The following is a 15911-nucleotide window of genomic DNA, read 5'->3' on the forward strand; positions in this document are numbered from 1 at the left end:
CCCGCGAGGTCGGCAGGCGGCTGGCCGCCGTGCTGCGCGCGGGCGACCTCGTGATCCTCGCCGGGCCGCTCGGCGCCGGCAAGACCGTGTTCGTCCAAGGTGTTGCCGCAGGCCTGGGCGTTGCCGGGGCGGTCACCTCCCCAACCTTCGTGATCGCCCGGGTGCACCGGGGCGGCCGGGTGCCCCTGGTGCATGTGGACGCCTACCGCCTGGGCGGGCTCGCCGAGGTCGAGGACATCGATCTCGATGCCGACGTCGAACGGTCCGTGACCGTGGTCGAATGGGGCTCGGGCCTGGTGGAGGGGCTGGCCGGCACACATCTACGGGTGGAGATCGCCCGTCCCGAGGACGCGGCACCGGCGCCTCCCACCGCCACGGACACCTCCGTCAGTGACGCCTCCATCAGCGCGGACGCCGGTGACAGCGTGGGTGCCCCGGCCAGCGCGGAGGCCGCCGGCGCCGCTGATGCGGGTGGGGTGCCCGATGCCGGGGGACAGCGCGTGATCCGCATGGCCGGCAGCGGCGGGGACTGGCCGCGGCGCCTGTCGTTGTTGGTGCCGTTGCCATCGTCGGCGGGACGGCGGTGAGCCCGCCGGTTCCGCCGACTTCGTCGGCTCTGCCGGCCTCGCCGCACCGGCCGGAGCCGAGCCGTCCATGATGGATCATGGAGTGATTTCGCGGTTGGTGACCAGCTAGGCTGGCGGACGTGCTGCTCATCGCTCTTGACACGGCGACACCCGCCTGCTCCGTCGCGCTCGTCGACGTAGCTCACGGGTACCCGCCCGGCTTGTCGGACGCGGCAGCCACGCCGGCCACGGCCGGACAGCCCGCGGCGACCGCGGCCAACGGGTCCGAGGCGGGGGCGGTCGTGGGAGGGCAGGCCGTCGTCGTGACGGGCCGGGCGGCGCGCCAGGTCGTCGATCCGCGACGGCATGCCGAACTGCTCGTACCGCTGGTCCGGGAGGTTCTCGACGAGGCTGCGGTACGTCCCGCCGATCTCGACGGCGTGGTGGTGGGCCTCGGGCCCGGCCCGTTCACGAGCCTGCGGGTGGGGGTGGTGACCGCGGGAGCATTCGCGGACGCTCTCGGTAAGCCCGCCTATGGCATCTGTTCGCTCGACGGTGTCGGCGCCGGCCTCACGGGCCGGGTGGCCGTGGCGACCGACGCGCGACGCCGTGAGGTCTACTGGGCGGTCTACGCGGACGGCGCGCGCGTCGCCGGGCCCTTCGTGGACCGGCCGCGGGCCGTCGTCGACGCGCTGCGCGAGATGTCCGTCAGCCGGCTGGTCGGCCCGGGAGCGGCGCTGTACCCGGACGTGTTCGCCGACCTTGCAGGCCCCGGCCCGCATCCGTGGCCGGCCTCCGCAACGGGCGCACGGACCGGCGCGGGCCCGGATACACGCGCTGGTACAGGCTCCGGAACGCGGAGCGGCGCGGGCCCGGGCCAGACTTCCGGGCCGCCGCGAACAGCCGATCCCGGCTACCCCTCGCCGGTCGTTCTCGCCCGGTTGGCCGCCGCCGACGTTCTCGCCCGCCGGCCGCCAGCACCGCTGGTCCCGCTGTACCTGCGCCGGCCGGACGCGGCCGAGCCACACCCGCCAAAGACGGTCGCCGTATGAGTGCCCGGGCGAGGCATCCGAACGCCCGGATGAGGAGCGGCCGTGCGCGGTGGTCATGTGACATGAAGGGTCATCGAGCGTGTACGGCGGTCCTGACGCACCGGCTGTCCGATCATCGGCGTGCCCTCACCTGGGCCCCACCCGGAGAGCGATCGTGAATTCCCCCATTCCGCCGGATGACACGGACAACCTTCAGCAGACCGGGAACAACGTTCCCATCACCGACGATGTTCGTCTGGACGTGAGAAGCCCGCGAGACGTGGCCGTCCCCCGGGACGGAGACGGCGTTCCTGGGGATGTCTCCGCCCCCCGGGACGCAGACAGCGTTCCTGGGGATGTCTCCGTCCCCGGGAACGGCGCCGCTCCCGCCGCGGACGCTGTTCGGCGCGGTCAGGTCGGCCAGGTCGTGTTCGAGCCACTGCGCTGGTGGCATCTTGGCGACATCGTCGTCCTGGAACGGGAGATCTTCGCCGAGGACGCGTGGACGCCCGAGCTGTTCTGGTCCGAGCTGGCCCAGGGCGCGGCGCGGCACTATCTGACCGCCGTCCGCGACGACCAGATCATCGGTTATGGAGGGCTCGCGGTACATGACGACGAGTCCTACGTACAGACCCTCGGGGTCGCCGCGGACGCCCGTGGCCGCGGTGTCGCCACCCGGCTGCTGGTCGCGCTGCTGCGCCACGCCCGCACCCGGGGCGCCCGCCGCTGCGAGCTGGAGGTACGCACCGACAACGCCGTGGCCCAGTCCCTGTACCGGCGGCTGGGGTTCGTCGAGCTCGGGGTACGCAGGGGCTACTACCAGCCGTCCGGGGCCGACGCCTACGTGATGTCGGCCGACCGAATACACACCGGTGACTACGGCAGGATGCTGGACGCGGCCGAGCAGGCGGTGTCGAGGTGATGGCGATGTCGGAAGCGACAGCGGCGGTGGCGCTGGGAACGGCGCTGGGAACAGGGACGGCGACCACGGCGGTGTCGAGGTGAGCGGGCGCCGCGCCGGGGACGCGCCGCTGGTGCTGGGGATCGAGACCTCCTGCGACGAGACCGGGGTGGGCCTGGTCCGCGGCGGGGTGCTGCTCGCGGACACGCTCGCCTCCTCCGTTGACGAGCACGCCCGTTACGGCGGGGTCATCCCCGAGATCGCCGCCCGCGCGCATCTCGAGGCGATGGTGCCCACGGTGGACCGGGCACTGTCCCAGGCGGGGCTGCGCCACCGCGACGTGGACGCGGTCGCGGTCACCGCCGGTCCTGGCCTCGCCGGTGCGCTGCTGGTCGGGGTGGCGGCGGCCAAGGCGTACGCGCTCGCACTCGGCGTCCCGCTCCACGGCGTCCATCATCTGGCCGCGCACGTGGCGGTCGACACCCTTGAGCACGGGCCGCTGCCCGGGCCGTCGATCGCGCTGCTGGTCTCCGGCGGGCACTCGTCGCTGCTGCTCGTCCCGGATCTCGCCCGCGGCGAGGTGAGCCCGCTCGGAGCGACCGTCGACGACGCCGCCGGTGAGGCGTACGACAAGGTCGCCCGGCTGCTGGGCATGCCGTTCCCGGGTGGCCCGCCCATCGACCGGGCGGCCCGCGACGGCAGCCCGACGATCCCCTTCCCGCGTGCCAAGGCGGCCGACGGCACCTTCGACTTCTCCTTCAGCGGGCTGAAGACGGCGGTGGCCCGGTGGGTGGAGGCGCGGGGGCGGGCTGGTGAGCCGGTGCCCGTCGCCGACGTCGCCGCGTCCTTCCAGGAGGCGGTCGTGGACGTGCTGACCGCGAAGTCGGTCGCGGCCTGCCGGGCCCACGGCGTGGACACGCTGGTGATCGGCGGTGGGGTGGCGGCGAACAGCCGGCTGCGGGCCCTGGCGGAGGCCCGCTGCGAGGCCGCCGGCATCACGCTGCGGGTACCCCGGCCCGGGCTGTGCACCGACAACGGCGCGATGGTTGCGGCCCTCGGCTCCCTCCAGGTCGAGGCCGGTGTGCCCCCGTCCCCCCTGGACATCCCCGCCTCCTCGACCCTCCCGCTCTGACCGGGGCCGCTTCCCGCGTGACGTGACCGTTGCCCGCGGGAGAGGGGAGACACGGACGCCTGCCAGGGTCGCGGATTGGCGCGGACAGAGCGCGGACAGAGCATGATGGCGGACGGTTGCCTGGTTGGTGTTTTCGGTCACACGCCGCTCTGATCGAAGATGGATGCTGTGGCTGGTGTGACGCGTATGTGGGAGGCGCGGGCGGCGCCAGGGCGGGTGGACGAGCTGGTGGGCTGGCTCGGTCAGGCCCTGGCGGGCACCGCGGCGGAGATCTACCGGGGGGTCGGCGACAACAGCGACGTCGTGGTGGTCCTTTTCCACCCGTTCGGGACCGGGCCCTCGGCTGCTCCGGTGGAGGCCGGCGGCGCGACGCGGCGTGATCACGCGTCCGTTGTCGCGAACATTCCACCGGGGCTGCTCGCGCGTTCGGGACAGGCATGGGACTTTGAGCGCGTATCGTCGCCCGGACCGGATATCAGTGACCGGTGGGGAGACCGATGAAAAGAAGCGTTGTCACCGGCGGTGCCGGCTTTCTGGGGTCGCACCTGTGCGAACGGCTGCTCGACGAGGGTCATGCGGTCGTCTGCCTGGACAACTTCATCACCGGGACCCCGGCGAATGTCGCGCATCTGACCGGGCACGAGCACTTCCGGCTCGTCCGCTGTGATGTGACTGATTATGTTCATATTGCTGGTCCGGTCGACTATGTGCTGCATTTCGCGTCACCGGCGAGCCCCATCGACTACCTGAATCTACCGATTCACACCCTGAAGGTCGGTTCGATCGGCACCCTGCACGCTCTCGGTCTCGCCAAGGAGAAACGGGCGCGGTTCGTGCTGGCGTCCACCTCGGAGGTCTACGGGGATCCGCAGATCCATCCGCAGCCGGAGGGCTACTGGGGCCATGTCAACCCGGTGGGGCCGCGGGGCGTGTACGACGAGGCGAAAAGGTTCGGCGAGGCGCTCACCATGGCCTACCGGCGCAGTCACGGCGTGGACGCCGGAATCGTCCGGATCTTCAATACCCATGGGCCGCGGATGCGCCCCAACGACGGCCGGGCGATTCCCACCTTCGCGACCCAGGCACTGCGCGGTGAACCCATCACCGTTGCCGGTGACGGAAGTCAGACCCGGTCGATCATATATGTCGACGACCTGGTGGAGGGAATCGTGCGGATGACGTTTTCCGGTCATCCCGGCCCGATGAACATCGGTAATCCGCACGAGCTGTCCATTCTTGAGCTCGCGGAGCTGGTCCGCGAGGTGGCCAAGAGCGAGTCTCCCGTCACGTTCGTTCCTCGTCCCGAGGACGATCCGACGGTCCGTCAGCCCGACATCTCCCTGGCCCGGAGGATCCTGGGCTGGGAGCCCGCCGTCGACCTGCGCAGCGGGCTCGACAGCACGGTCTCCTGGTTCCGTGAGCATCCGGACGTCGCCCGCCCGGACGTCGACCGACCAGGCTGACGGAACCCCGGCCAGGTTGGCGGGACCGCTGCCCCGCCGCTGCCCCGCCGTCGCGCGGGCCGCTCTTGACAGTTCTGACCGTGTTGGTTGACGTGGGCGGGGCGGGTGCTAAGTTGGCACTCGGCACGTGAGAGTGCCAGCGACGACAGGCGCCTGTTCACCCGCGACGGCAGGCCGCCAGGGTCGCTCTCTCATCCAGCGCAGGAAGGGGGAGGTCGATCGTGACGACCGCCACCAAGGTTGCGATCAAGCCGCTCGAAGATCGCATTGTCGTACAGCCGTCCGATGCCGAGCAGACCACCGCGTCGGGCATTGTGATCCCGGACACGGCCAAGGAGAAGCCGCAGGAGGGCACTGTCCTCGCGGTGGGCCCAGGCCGTTTCGAGGATGGCAAGCGGGTCCCGCTCGACGTCAAGGTCGGTGATGTCGTGCTGTACAGCAAGTATGGCGGCACCGAGGTCAAGTACGCCGGCGAGGAGTACCTGGTTCTCTCCGCTCGCGACGTTCTGGCGATCATCGAGAAGTAGGTATCCGGCAAGGATCCTCAAGGGCGTGTTTCGCCAGCCCGGACGGCACCCGGGCGATATTCGGACGATATGCACAGCTCCACCCGTCCGTACTCGTCCACATGCATCCGTATGCAGCTGTTCGTCCGGATCGGCGAAACACGCCCGCTCGCCATCGGGCCGTGCCCGGTGGGCATCGGTCGATGCGGACGGCTGTCGTCCAGGCGCCGATTCGCGCGATCTGACGATCCACCGGACCCGGCCCAGGGCCACCAGGGTGCACGATCACGGCTTTCCGCGCGTGCCCGGGGGCCCGAAGGGATTCCAGGGCACGCCCTGAGCCGGTTCGGGAGGACCACCTAAATGCCCAAGATCTTGTCGTTCGGCGAGGACGCCCGCCATGCCCTTGAACATGGTGTGGACGCCCTCGCGGACGCTGTGAAGGTGACGATCGGCCCGCGTGGCCGCAACGTCGTCATCGACAAGTCCTACGGCGCGCCGACGATCACCAATGACGGGGTGACGATCGCGCGTGAGGTCGAGCTGACCGACCCCAACGAGAACCTGGGTGCGCAGCTCGCCAAGGAAGTCGCCACCAAGACCAACGACGTCGCCGGCGACGGCACCACCACCGCCACCGTCCTCGCGCAGGCGCTGGTCCGCAGGGGTCTGCGCCAGGTGGTGGCCGGGGCGCCGCCGCTGGCGCTCAAGATCGGTATCGAGGCCGCTGTCGAGGCCGTCTCGAAGGCTCTGCTGGAGCAGGCCATCGAGGTCGACTCGAAAGAGGTCATCGCCCACGTCGCCGCCATCTCGGCGCAGGACACGAAGGTCGGCGAGCTGATCGCCGAGGCGATCGACCGGATCGGCAAGGACGGTGTGATCACCGTCGAGGAGAGCCAGACCCTGGGCCTGGAGCTCGAGCTCACCGAGGGGCTGCAGTTCGACAAGGGCTACATCTCCCCGTACTTCGTCAGTGACGCCGACCGCATGGAGGCCGTCCTCGAGGACGCCTACGTGCTGCTGCATCCCGGCAAGATCAGCGTGCTGAGCGACATCCTGCCGCTGCTCGAGAAGGTGGTGGAGGCCCGCAAGCCGCTGCTGATCATCGCCGAGGACGTCGAGGGTGAGGCGCTGTCGACCCTGGTCGTCAACGCCATCCGCAAGACCTTCCAGGTCGTCGCGGTCAAGGCCCCCGGTTTCGGCGACCGGCGCAAGGCGATCCTGCAGGACATCGCCGTGCTCACCGGCGGGCAGGTCGTCGCCTCCGAAGTGGGCCTGAAGGTCGACTCCGTCGGCCTGGACGACCTCGGCCGGGCTCGTCGGATCGTCGTCGACAAGGACAGCACGACCATCATCGACGGCTTCGGTGACGAGGCGAGCATTGCCGACCGGGTCCGCCAGCTCCACAGCGAGATCGAGACCACCGACTCGGACTGGGACCGCGAGAAGCTCCAGGAGCGGGTCGCCAAGCTCGCCGGCGGGGTCGCGGTGATCAGGGTCGGCGCGGCCACCGAGGTCGAGCTCAAGGAGAAGAAGCACCGTCTGGAGGACGCTGTCTCGGCTACCCGCGCCGCAGTGGAGGAGGGCATCGTCGCCGGTGGCGGGTCGGCTCTGGTGCACGCGGCCGCGGCGCTCGCCGACGGCCTGGGCCGCACCGGGGACGAACTGGCCGGGGTGCGCATCGTCCGGGACGCGCTCGACGCCCCGCTGACCTGGATCGCGCGCAACGCCGGTCACGAAGGTGCAGTGATCGTCTCCAAGGTCAAGGAGCAGCCGGTCGGCAGCGGTTTCAACGCCGCTCGCGGCGAGTTCACCAACCTGATCGCGGACGGCGTGGTCGACCCGGTGAAGGTGACCAGGTCAGCCGTGGTGAACGCCGCGTCGATCGCCGCGCTGCTCATTACGACCGAGAGCCTGGTCACGGAGAAGCCGGCCAAGCCCGAGGCGGAGGCCGGCCACGGCCACAGCCACGGTGGGCACTCGCACTCGCACGGACCGGCGTTCTGACCGTGCGGAACCGCCCACGGCCGTATGCCGCCTCCGCTGGGCACACGGCCTGAGCGATACGGGCAGCCGCCAGTACGAGCTCTGATCGATACAGGTCCCTTACCGGTAGGGAGTCACCGGCAAAGGAACCACAGGCAAAGACCTGTCGGTAAGGGGCCTGTCCCCCCAGGCTCCAGGGATCTTCTCCCAGGAGCCTGGACGCCCCGGCACCGTCTGTCTCCGGCGTACGGAACGCCGGAGACAGACGGCAACGCCGGAGGCGACGCCGCGAAGACAACATCGTGAAATACGCGTCAGAGGCCCGGTAGGACGACACTGACCGTCCTGCCGGGCCTCTGACGCGTTCGCCGTGGGTCCTCGCGGCGCCGCGGTCACACATCGCGGGTGGTCCACCCGGTGGGGTCGCCTTGTCCGTACATCTCGCTACGAGAGCGCGGACGCCGCGGGCACCGGCCCGGCCCGGCGATCATTGTGATCGTGGCCGCGCCGGCCGTGCCAGTTGTGATCACGGATGCCCCGGCACGCTCAGCACGCCGGGGCGAGCCCCGGGCGGGCCGGATTGTGCCGCCCCGCTCCGCGCCGTGTTCGGCCGGTCAGGATGGCCTCCCGCTCGGATTCGCTGAGCCCGCCCCACACCCCGTAGGGCTCGCGAGCCTGCAGGGCGTGCTCCGCGCATGCCTGGATCACGGGACACCGCGCGCAGACGGCCTTGGCGGCCGCCTCGCGGGCCGCGCGGGCCGGGCCTCGCTCTCCTTCCGGGTGGAAGAAGAGCTCGGTGCTCTCCCCACGGCAGGCGCCGTGAAGCTGCCACTCCCACTTCTCGGCACCGGGGCCTGGAAGTCGTCGGACGTCGGTCATCGGCCTGAGCCCCCCTCTCAACCATGGGCGGCTGGCGCCGCAGCTACACCGTAGTACCGCGCCATATGTTGTTCAACATTGAGAATCACTCGACGCGTAGTCGTTCGGAGCCGGTTCGTCGCCAAGTTGTGGGTACGGTCGCCGAGAGCCACCATGAGCGCTGTGACCCCCTCCCCGGACCCGGCGGAGCACAATCCGCGGTACACCGTCGCCGCGGTTGCCCGACGGCTGGGTATCGCGCCCGCGACCCTGCGTACCTGGAACCGCCGGTACGGGCTCGGTCCGGCCGACCATGTTTCCGGTACCCGTCGCAGGTACGACCCACACGACCTGGCCCGGCTGGAGTTCATGTGCCGTCTCACCCAGGCCGGGATCGCGCCGGCGGAGGCGGCCCGCATGGCCAGGAGCGCGCTTCCCGAGGATCTGCCGGAACCGCGGTGGCCGGCGCCACTGCGACAGGTCGAAAGTGAGACACGTTCCGTAGCCGGCGCCGATCAGCCGGACGGGCCTGACGTCCAGGAAGCCGGTCAGCCGCGTACCGGCCGGCCGGTCGTGATCTCGATCTCCTCCGGCGACGGCCGTGGCACCGCCGGGAACGTCTCCGCGCCCGCCGTCATCGCTGGGCCAGCTGGAAATGTTGCCGGCCCGGCGGCAGACGGCCCGGTGGCGGACCTGGTCGGGTCCGACCGCGTGGCCGAGGCGGGCGTGGCCGAGGCGAGAGGGTCGGGCGGCCGGGTGCTGTCGCTGGCGGGTGCCGGCATCGCAGCCCGCGGCCTCGCCCGCGCGGCCATGGCGCTCGACTCGTCCGCGGTGACCCGCATCCTGGCCCAGGCGGTCGAGACCGATGGTGTGGTCGCGGCCTGGCAGGACCTGGCGTGCCCGGTGCTCGCCGCCGTCGGCCGACGATGGGAGCTACGCGGTGACGCGGTCGACGTCGAGCATCTGCTCAGCGAGTGCGTCGCGACGGTTTTCCGCCGGGTGGCAGACCGTGACATGGACGCCCACGCCCGTCCGGTGCTGCTCGCGTGCACTCCGGACGAGCGGCACAGCCTTGCCCTCAACGCGGTCGCGGCCGGGCTGGCCGAACGGGGGATACCCGCCCGTGTCCTCGGTGCCGCTGTACCGGCCGCCGCGCTGCGGACCGCGGTCGTACGTACCGGCCCGGCCGCGGTGTTCCTCTGGTCCCAGCGCCGGGCCTCGGCGGACGCTCAGGTGTGGCGCGACTTACCGACGACCCGGCCGCCAACGTCGATCGTGGTGGGGGGCCCCGGCTGGCGCGGGGCGATCGTCGCGCCGCAGGTCCGCTGCGCGCAGTCCCTGCCCGAAGCGCTCGATCTCCTCACTCCTTCCCTGGGATGAAGAAGTGGCCCTGGGACGAACGACGTGGTTCTCTGGGTGAGGAAGTGCTTCCCCGGTGTGAAGAAGCAGAACGCCCACTGGTTCTGCCGCTGCCGCGTCATCTGATCGGCGGTTTTGGAGGGCGGGCCGGCTGCTGGCGGGCATGGCGGGCAGACGTGAGCACGGATGCGGATCCGATGCTGTTCCGGCAGCAACAGGCGCAGATCGTTGGGCTCAGATCGTTGCGAGCGTTCTCATGCCTGGGCAGAAGCGCGTCGGGGGAAGGCCAGGGGAGAAGGGGCGGGGGCGGTCAGCGGGAGTCGGCTTCCGATGCCTCGCTCGTCTCGTAGACACCGTCGGCGTAGCCGCGCGCGTAGTCCCAACTGACGTAGCAGGAGGGATCCGGGGCGTAGGCGGGTTCGTGCACCCGGGTGCGGCCCTCGTCGAGCAGATGGCGCAGATTGCCGGTGAGAAGATCCCAGCTGAAGAAGTGCGGTTCCGCGCATCCTTCGCAGTCGACGACGAGACCGCGGTAGCCGCGGGGTTCCAGCAGGGTCCGGAAAACGTCGAGATCGCCGAGTTCGGCGAGCACCTCCTCGCGTTCCTGCGGCGACAGAGGCTCCAGCAGATCGCTGTCCTCGACCGGGTCCAGGCGGGCGAGTTCTGCGGTCGGATCCTCGGGGTCGCCCGCGAAGGGGTCGAGAGGCTCGTTGCTCACGCCGACCACGCTACGCCGGACTGGGCCCCTTAGTGGTCCCGATCGGCGACTCCAGGCGCTGGTGTGTGCCCGTATCGCCTCTTTACCGCGGCTACGGACCGTTTCGGGTACGCCGTATCGCGAGCCGGTTCCGAAGAATGATCAGTGCGCTGTGTGGCAGCCCGCGGCCGTGCGGCCTTTGGCCGGCGCACGTTCCTGACGTCTTCGGACACGTGAAAAGTCATGATCGAGTATTCTTTGGCCTAGCATGTAGAGCTTGAAGCTCGTACTGATGGCCTGCCGCTCCGGGCGGCCCGCTGGTCGCGCCGGTCGCGGCGCTGTGGGTCGGCGCCGGTGGTTGGGGCGTGGCCTGGTGGGAGCCGGTCGGTACGCGCCGGCCATGGCAGGGTCGGTCCACGGAGCCGGGCTACGGAGCCGGGCCACAGCGGTTGGCGCCGCGGCCGAGCGGGCTGTCACGCCAGGGCCGGGAAGGCCAGGCCGAGAAGATGACGGCCGGGAGAGCTATGGCCGGGCGGACGGCGGCTGGGTGGGAAGGCAACGGCGGCCGAGAAGGCGGAACGGCAACGGCCGGGAAGGCCTGGGAAGGCGCGGTCGGGAAGTGCCGTGTGGGTGCGGTGCCGGCACGGCGAACAACAAAGCGTGAACGGAAGGTGTCATGAACAGTCCCATTGTCCGGCCGGCCGTGTCTGATCCGGAGTCGGTGCTGCCAACGAAGCTGGCCACGCTGGGGCTGACCTTCGACGACGTACTGCTGCTCCCGGCGGAATCGGACATCGTGCCGTCGGAGGCGGACACGTCCACGTGGTTGTCCCGCCATATCCGGCTTGCCATTCCGATGCTGTCCTCGGCGATGGACACCGTCACCGAGTCGCGGATGGCGATCGCGATGGCCCGCCAGGGCGGGGTGGGGGTGCTGCACCGGAATCTTTCCGTGGACGACCAGGCGCAGCAGGTCGACATGGTGAAGCGTTCCGAATCAGGAATGATCACCTCTCCGATCACCTGCGGCCCGGACGCCACCATTGACGAGGCCAACGAGCTGATGGCCCGTTACCGGATATCCGGCGTTCCGGTGACCGAGTCCGACGGCCGGCTCGTCGGCATCGTGACCAACCGTGACATCCGGTTCGAGCGGGACCATTCCCGGTCGGTGCGTGACGTGATGACGTCGATGCCGCTCGTCACGGCGCCGGTGGGTGTGTCGGCCGACGACGCACTGGCTCTGCTGCGGCGACACAAGATCGAAAAACTTCCCCTGGTGGACGACCGGGACCGCCTGCGCGGTCTGATCACCGTCAAGGACTTCACCAAGCGCGAGCAGTACCCGCGGGCGACCAAGGACGCCGACGGCCGGCTGGTGGTCGGCGCCGCCATCGGGGTGGGGGAGGACGCCTACAAGCGCGCCCAGGCCCTGGTGCGCGCGGCGGTCGACTTCCTGGTCGTCGACACCGCCCACGGCCATTCCCGGGCGGTGCTGGACATGGTGCGCCGCGTCAAGGCCGACCTGCCGACCAGGGCCGACGGCAGCCCCCTCGACGTCATCGCCGGCAACGTCGTGACCGCGGACGGCGCCCGCGCGCTGGTGGAGGCGGGCGCCGACGCCATCAAGGTGGGGGTCGGGCCCGGCTCGATCTGCACCACGCGGATGGTGGCCGGGGTCGGCGCGCCACAGATCACCGCGATCTACGAGTGCGCGCTGGTCGCCCGGGAGCACGGCATCCCGGTGATCGGCGACGGTGGGATGCAGTACTCCGGGGACATCGCCAAGGCGATCGCGGTCGGGGCGGACACGGTGATGCTCGGCAGCCTGCTGGCCGGCGTCGACGAGAGCCCCGGCGAGCTGATCTTCATCAACGGCAAGCAGTACAAGGCATACCGCGGGATGGGGTCACTGGGCGCGATGCGCAGCCGGGGCACCACCACCTCCTACTCGAAGGACCGCTACTTCCAGGACGACGTCCTCTCCGACGACAAGCTCGTGCCGGAGGGCATCGAGGGGCAGGTCCCGTACCGGGGGCCGCTGGCCGCGGTGGCCCATCAGCTCGTCGGCGGCCTGCGGGCGGCCATGGGCTACACCGGCTCGCCGACGATCGCCGCCCTGCAACGGGACGCCCGGCTCGTGCGCATCACCGCCGCGGGCCTGAAGGAGAGCCACCCGCACGACATCCAGATGACCGTCGAGGCACCGAACTACAACTCGCGGTGACGCACGCGCCGTCCCGAGGGGTGGGCCGGTGGTCCCGCCCCTCGGGACGGGCCGGCTGCGCCCCGCTGGGAGGGCACCACCGGTGATGCCACTGGGAGGATGCCATCGATGACGCCGGTGGACCGATGACACCGGTGAGAGGATGTTGCCGGTGGAGGGACCCGGTGGCACCGGTGAGAGGACACAGTGGCTGAGGTCGAGATCGGTATCGGTAAGAGCGGTCGGGTCGGCTTCGGCCTGGACGCCCTGGGCATCGTGCCGTCGAGGCGCACGCGCGACCCCGCGGACGTCTCGCTGGCCTGGGAGATCGACGCCTACCGTTTCGACCTGCCGGTGGTGGGCGCGCCCGCGGACGCGGTGACCTCACCGGCCACCGCCGTCGAGCTGGGCAACATCGGCGGCCTCGGCATCGTCCACGTCGAGGGGCTGTGGAGCCGGCACGAGGAGCCGGAGCCGCTGCTGGCGGAGATCGCCACCCTCGGCCCGGACGCGGCCGGCCGGCGGCTGCGGGAACTCTACACCGCGCCGATCCGGCCCGAGCTGGTCGTCAAACGGCTGACGGAGATCCGGCACTCCGGTGTGGTCACGGCCGCCGCGCTGCGCCCCCAACGGGTCGACGCGCTGTACCCGTTCCTGCTCGAGGCCGGGGTCGACCTGCTCGTCATCCACGCGACGGCGGTCTCGGCCGAGCACCAGTCGAGACAGACCGAGCCGTTGAACCTCAAACGGTTCATCGGCGAGATCGACGTGCCCGTGCTGGTGGGTGGGTGTGCGTCCTTCTCGACCGCCCTGCACCTGATGCGCACCGGGGCCGCCGGCGTGATCGTCGGGGTCGGCCCCGGCGGCGCGGACACGACCAGGGCGGTGCTCGGGGTCGGCGTCCCGATGGCGACCGCGATCGCGGACGCGGCCGGCGCGCGCATGCGCTACCTGGACGAGTCCGGCGGCCGGTACGTCCACGTCATCGCGCACGGAGGTGTGCGCACCGGCGGGGACATCGCCAAGGCCATCGCCTGCGGGGCCGACGCGGTCATGCTCGACAAGCCGCTGGCCGCCGCCGCCGAGGCGCCCGGGCGCGGCGGCTACTGGTCCATGGACCTGCTGCACTCCCGCCTGCCGCGAGGAACCTGGGAGCCGGTCGCGGTCGCCGGAACGCTGCGGGAGATCCTGCTGGGCCCCGCGTCGGTGAACCCCGGCACGCTCAACCTCGCCGGGGCGCTGCGGACCGCGATGGCGACGACCGGCTACGCGACGCTCAAGGAACTGCAGAAGGCCGACGTGCTGGTCACCGCGTCACCCCGCTGATCCGCTGCCAGCCTCTCCCGCGTCCGTGGCGTCCACCGGTGGTCGGAACTATCGAACTACCATGGACATTTCGGACCGGTCCCGAATTCGGGTGAAGCCTGCTTCCGACGGCATGATGGCCGTCTTCGGGCCCACCTGGAAAATCCTCGCGACCTCCGGTGAAGCTCACTTCGGGCAGCATGGCACCCTGGAACCGTCTGTTCTGGTCCGAAGGATGACACATGCGCATCGACGAGCACGGTCGCTGGGTCAGCGATGATGGTTCGTACGTCTGGGACGAGGCAGCCCAGACGTGGCAGCTGTCAGCGGCGTATCCCACCGAGTCCACGACTACCGGTTCCGATACCGGTTCGGGCGATGCCGGTGTCACCGGTGGCACCGCCATCGGTGGCGATGCCGCGGTCACCACGACCGGGGAGTTCGCGCCGGGATATCTGGCACTGGACACGTCGGGCTGGTCCGTCCTGGACGGGACGCTGTTGCCGGGCGCGGCCCGCTCGGAGTCGGGGCCAGGGGAGTCGGGGCCAGGGCCGGTGCGGGACGGCACCCCGCAGAGCACGCAGACGGCCGTCGACCTCCCGCAGCCGGGTGGGTTGGACAGCTGGCCGCTTCCGGGCGATGACATCTCGTCGCAGGGCGCTGACATCCTGGCCAACACGGGTGGGCTGGACATCGCGGCCGCCCACGGGGCCGCCTGGCAGAGCTATCCGCTCGGGCCCGCCGACCCGGGAACGGGGCCGGTAACGGCCGTCGGCACCGTCGTCGCCCCGAGCACAGGGGAGATCGCGCCGTCCGGGGCCAGCGTCCGAGGGCTGTCCGAGCCGTTCGGTGTGGTGGACGTCATCGCGCTCGGGCCCGCCCGGGACGGCGCTCTGCCCGGCACCGACACCGGTGCCATCGCCCTGGGATCCCATTCGCGGGCCTCGACCGGCGCGCACCGGCAGCACCGCAAGCGCCGGGCCGGTGGCTGGGCGTCGACATCTCGGCCCGAGGCGGACGGTGACAGTGCCGTCCCGGGGTCGGACCGGCCGCTGACCCGGCGCCTGTCGTCCGTCGCGGCGTTACCGCGTCGCGTGTTGATCGCCGCCGCGGTGGTGGTGCTGCTCCTGGTCGGCGTCGGTGGCTACCTGGCCCTGGGCGGCGACGACGGGGACGCTGTGACCAACGCGCCCGTCAACACGGTCGAGGGCGCTTCGCCAGATACGGTGGCCGCCCGGCCCGCACAGTACAGCGAGGCGTTGCGCGCGGACTATCTGCGGGAGTGCATGCAGGTCAGCCATGGGCTGCAGGCCTACTGCACGTGCACGCTGGAGAAGCTGGAGGCCAACTATCCGCAGGATCAGTACGAGCAGTTCAACAAGAACGTGAACTCGCCGGAGACGACCAGGATCGTCCAGGAGATCTCCGACCAGTGCGTGAGCGCCTGATGACGGCAAGCTGTGGTGTAGGCTTGATTCGTCCATATTTCCGGTGTTTCATGGCGTGCGGGCTTTCGTGGGCACCTGACTCGTGGGTGCCTGGTTCGTGGGCACCTGGGCCGTCTCTGATGGATGTTGATCGATGCGGACGGTGATCCAGGTAGCCTCCGGCGGGGTGGAGAGCAGCGGTGTCCCTGCGGGGATCCCCGTGCGGCGCGAAACAGCGGATGGGGGGCGTGCAATAGCGGAGCTATTGGTGACGACGACAACACGGCGAGTGTTCGTCTGGGTGTCGCCCGTGCGGGCGAGCATCCATCGGGCACGGCCTACGCCCTTTACCCGGACGACTACCTGGACCTGGGGGGCAGGACATGCCCACCCACGGGCTCGGGGCGAGCGACGATGACGCGTGGGCGTGGGACGCCGTCGCCGGGGCGTGGCGTCCATCGGCGGCAGCCGGTG

At 70.7% G+C, this 15911-nt stretch carries 14 protein-coding genes (1 of these 14 only partly in view); 12 read left to right on the top strand and 2 right to left on the bottom strand.

The features are described 5' to 3' along the window. The 8 genes from tsaE to groL form a co-directional block, all read left to right on the top strand. A protein-coding gene (gene tsaE, locus FrCorBMG51_RS34385) for a tRNA (adenosine(37)-N6)-threonylcarbamoyltransferase complex ATPase subunit type 1 TsaE (RefSeq protein ID WP_047221591.1) crosses the window boundary here: on the top strand, positions 1–587 show its 3' portion. It extends 34 nt beyond the left edge of the window; 587 of the gene's 621 nt are visible here — the last part of the coding sequence; its start codon lies beyond the left edge, outside the window; the stop codon is at positions 585–587. Between the two features lie 119 nt (positions 588–706). Then, positions 707–1618 carry a tRNA (adenosine(37)-N6)-threonylcarbamoyltransferase complex dimerization subunit type 1 TsaB gene (gene tsaB / locus FrCorBMG51_RS03115; protein WP_047221592.1) on the top strand — a complete coding sequence of 304 codons (912 nt, stop codon included), beginning with the start codon at positions 707–709 and terminating at the stop codon, positions 1616–1618. A gap of 406 nt (positions 1619–2024) precedes the next feature. Then, on the top strand, positions 2025–2519 hold the full coding sequence (gene rimI / locus FrCorBMG51_RS03120; RefSeq protein WP_047221690.1) for a ribosomal protein S18-alanine N-acetyltransferase: 495 nt from the start codon (positions 2025–2027) through the stop codon (positions 2517–2519). A gap of 79 nt (positions 2520–2598) precedes the next feature. Then, complete coding sequence (tsaD, locus tag FrCorBMG51_RS03125; RefSeq protein ID WP_047221593.1) at positions 2599–3630, top strand: tRNA (adenosine(37)-N6)-threonylcarbamoyltransferase complex transferase subunit TsaD; 1032 nt, start codon at positions 2599–2601, stop codon at positions 3628–3630. Positions 3631–3798: 168 nt separating this feature from the next. Then, the gene (locus FrCorBMG51_RS03130) at positions 3799–4131 is read left to right on the top strand and encodes a hypothetical protein (protein WP_235433264.1); all 333 of its coding nucleotides are present in this window, start codon (positions 3799–3801) and stop codon (positions 4129–4131) included. Next, on the top strand, positions 4128–5093 hold the full coding sequence (locus FrCorBMG51_RS03135) for a UDP-glucuronic acid decarboxylase family protein (protein ID WP_047221595.1): 966 nt from the start codon (positions 4128–4130) through the stop codon (positions 5091–5093). Before FrCorBMG51_RS03130 ends, FrCorBMG51_RS03135 begins: the two co-directional genes overlap by 4 nt. A 221-nt stretch (positions 5094–5314) precedes the next feature. After that, the gene (groES, locus tag FrCorBMG51_RS03140) at positions 5315–5620 is read left to right on the top strand and encodes a co-chaperone GroES (protein WP_013875067.1); all 306 of its coding nucleotides are present in this window, start codon (positions 5315–5317) and stop codon (positions 5618–5620) included. Positions 5621–5962: 342 nt separating this feature from the next. Beyond that, positions 5963–7606 (top strand): chaperonin GroEL, encoded by a 1644-nt coding sequence (gene groL / locus FrCorBMG51_RS03145; RefSeq protein ID WP_047221596.1) that lies wholly within the window; start codon positions 5963–5965, stop codon positions 7604–7606. A gap of 525 nt (positions 7607–8131) precedes the next feature. Here groL and FrCorBMG51_RS03150 read toward each other — a convergent pair. After that, entirely contained in the window at positions 8132–8464 is a 333-nt protein-coding gene (locus FrCorBMG51_RS03150) for a WhiB family transcriptional regulator (protein WP_047221597.1), read from the bottom strand. 153 nt (positions 8465–8617) lie between these two features. Here FrCorBMG51_RS03150 and FrCorBMG51_RS29260 point away from each other — a divergent pair, with 153 nt between their 5' ends. Further along, complete coding sequence (locus FrCorBMG51_RS29260) at positions 8618–9823, top strand: MerR family transcriptional regulator (protein ID WP_047221598.1); 1206 nt, start codon at positions 8618–8620, stop codon at positions 9821–9823. 289 nt (positions 9824–10112) lie between these two features. Here FrCorBMG51_RS29260 and FrCorBMG51_RS03160 read toward each other — a convergent pair whose 3' ends face one another. After that, positions 10113–10529: a DUF5319 family protein gene (locus tag FrCorBMG51_RS03160; RefSeq protein ID WP_076843013.1), complete on the bottom strand. Its 417-nt coding sequence runs from the start codon at positions 10527–10529 to the stop codon at positions 10113–10115. A gap of 646 nt (positions 10530–11175) precedes the next feature. Here FrCorBMG51_RS03160 and guaB point away from each other — a divergent pair. From guaB to FrCorBMG51_RS03175, 3 genes are all read left to right on the top strand, one after another. Further along, positions 11176–12726, top strand: a complete 1551-nt coding sequence (gene guaB / locus FrCorBMG51_RS03165) for an IMP dehydrogenase (RefSeq protein WP_047221599.1) — start codon at positions 11176–11178, stop codon at positions 12724–12726. A gap of 186 nt (positions 12727–12912) precedes the next feature. Continuing rightward, positions 12913–14031, top strand: a complete 1119-nt coding sequence (locus FrCorBMG51_RS03170; RefSeq protein WP_047221600.1) for a GuaB3 family IMP dehydrogenase-related protein — start codon at positions 12913–12915, stop codon at positions 14029–14031. A 221-nt stretch (positions 14032–14252) separates the two neighbouring features. Then, on the top strand, positions 14253–15458 hold the full coding sequence (locus FrCorBMG51_RS03175) for a hypothetical protein (RefSeq protein WP_047221601.1): 1206 nt from the start codon (positions 14253–14255) through the stop codon (positions 15456–15458). Positions 15459–15911 lie beyond the last annotated feature (453 nt).

The organism is Protofrankia coriariae (assembly GCF_001017755.1).
Classification (GTDB): Bacteria; Actinomycetota; Actinomycetes; order Frankiales; family Frankiaceae; genus Protofrankia; species Protofrankia coriariae.

Bases quoted from the DNA above. Each gene is read 5' to 3' on its own strand.
- FrCorBMG51_RS29260 (WP_047221598.1), top strand. From the start codon at position 8,618: ATGAGCGCTGTGACCCCCTCCCCGGACCCGGCGGAGCACAATCCGCGG.
- groL (WP_047221596.1), top strand. From the start codon at position 5,963: ATGCCCAAGATCTTGTCGTTCGGCGAGGACGCCCGCCATGCCCTTGAA.
- FrCorBMG51_RS03150 (WP_047221597.1), bottom strand. From the start codon at position 8,464: ATGACCGACGTCCGACGACTTCCAGGCCCCGGTGCCGAGAAGTGGGAG.
- guaB (WP_047221599.1), top strand. From the start codon at position 11,176: ATGAACAGTCCCATTGTCCGGCCGGCCGTGTCTGATCCGGAGTCGGTG.
- FrCorBMG51_RS03175 (WP_047221601.1), top strand. From the start codon at position 14,253: ATGCGCATCGACGAGCACGGTCGCTGGGTCAGCGATGATGGTTCGTAC.
- FrCorBMG51_RS03135 (WP_047221595.1), top strand. From the start codon at position 4,128: ATGAAAAGAAGCGTTGTCACCGGCGGTGCCGGCTTTCTGGGGTCGCAC.